The sequence below is a fragment of the Streptomyces sp. NPDC058664 genome (assembly GCF_042716635.1).
Lineage (GTDB): Bacteria > Actinomycetota > Actinomycetes > Streptomycetales > Streptomycetaceae > Streptomyces.
Map to the genome: position 1 here is coordinate 1 of NZ_JBHXRW010000240.1, position 1,136 is coordinate 1,136.

At 71.4% G+C, this 1,136-nt stretch carries 1 protein-coding gene; it reads left to right on the forward strand.

Translation table 11 applies throughout. From position 1 onward, the window contains the following. Nucleotides 1-1,136: hypothetical protein (locus ACFWUY_RS41865; protein ID WP_384122389.1), on the forward strand; the 1,136-nt coding region annotated here is incomplete at both ends.

A 1,136-nucleotide genomic window follows, 5' to 3' on the forward strand; every position in this document is an offset into this window, starting at 1 on the left:
CGGTGTACGGCCGGTTGCACGCGCCGGTGGTGGAAGCGGAGTTCCATGCGTGGCTCGCAGGGCTGGGCCCGAACAGCTTCCAGGCCGACGGATCGCTGAATCTGCGTCAGGCACTTGCCGATTCGTTCGCCGAGACCGAACTCAGGGGTGACAGCGCGCCGCAGCCGATGCGGGTGCTGCACGGGCTGCTCACCGCTGGCGCGCAGCCGGGTGGGCACCTGCCGATCGGAGCCATTCCGTACCCGAACACACCACGCGATCTCGCCGAAGCCGTCGCCCAGCGGGACGGCTACGCGGCCTTGGTCCACCGCAAGGCCGCCGAGTTGCGGGAGTGGATCGCCACCGCCGACCTCGCGCCGGGACGGATCGTCGACGCCGTCGAACGGCTCACCGGTCGGCTGCGGGATCCGGCGCAACGCCTGATTCTCGCCGAACTGCACGGCCTGGCCGAAAGATACGCGGCGGCAGAGGCATTGGTCGCGCGACTGGCCCAACCGTCGCCGCCGGTGCCCCCGCTGCCGCCCATCGCACCGCCACGCTACGACGACCCGGCGGTCCGACGTGCTGTCATCGACCGTCTCGTCGACGAGATCGCCGAAGCGCGTGTGGCACTCGATGATGCGCTCGCCGACGCGAATCCCGACGACCTCGCCGATCATCAGCGCCGGGTGAACGCGCTCACCCGCGACCTGGTTCGCGCGGCCGAAGACGATGCCCTGCGCAACCACGGCGCCGACCCGCTGACGGGCCGGATCGGCACCTCCGACACACCGCCGGGCCTGCTCGTCGTCAGCTGGTTCGCCGGTGACGCCAACCAGGTGATCACCGCCGCGGTTCGCGCTGCCGACGCCGATGTCATTGCAGCGCTAGATGATCCGTCGGCACGCGTCCGAGAGGTGCGGATGCGTTTCGGCGCCGACGGCAGACCCGAGGTGGTCGGTGTCTTCGACCTCCCCTCGGACGGCAGCCTGCTGTCCGCCGACCGCGTCGACGACGACGCACCCCGCCCCGAACCGCACCGGCCTCGACCCGCCGACCGCACGCCGACCCTCGGCCAGCGGATCACGGCGGCTGAGGCCCTGCAGGCCCACTTCCTCGATCTTGCCGTCCGTCTCGCCGCCGAAGCCGGGGTGGAC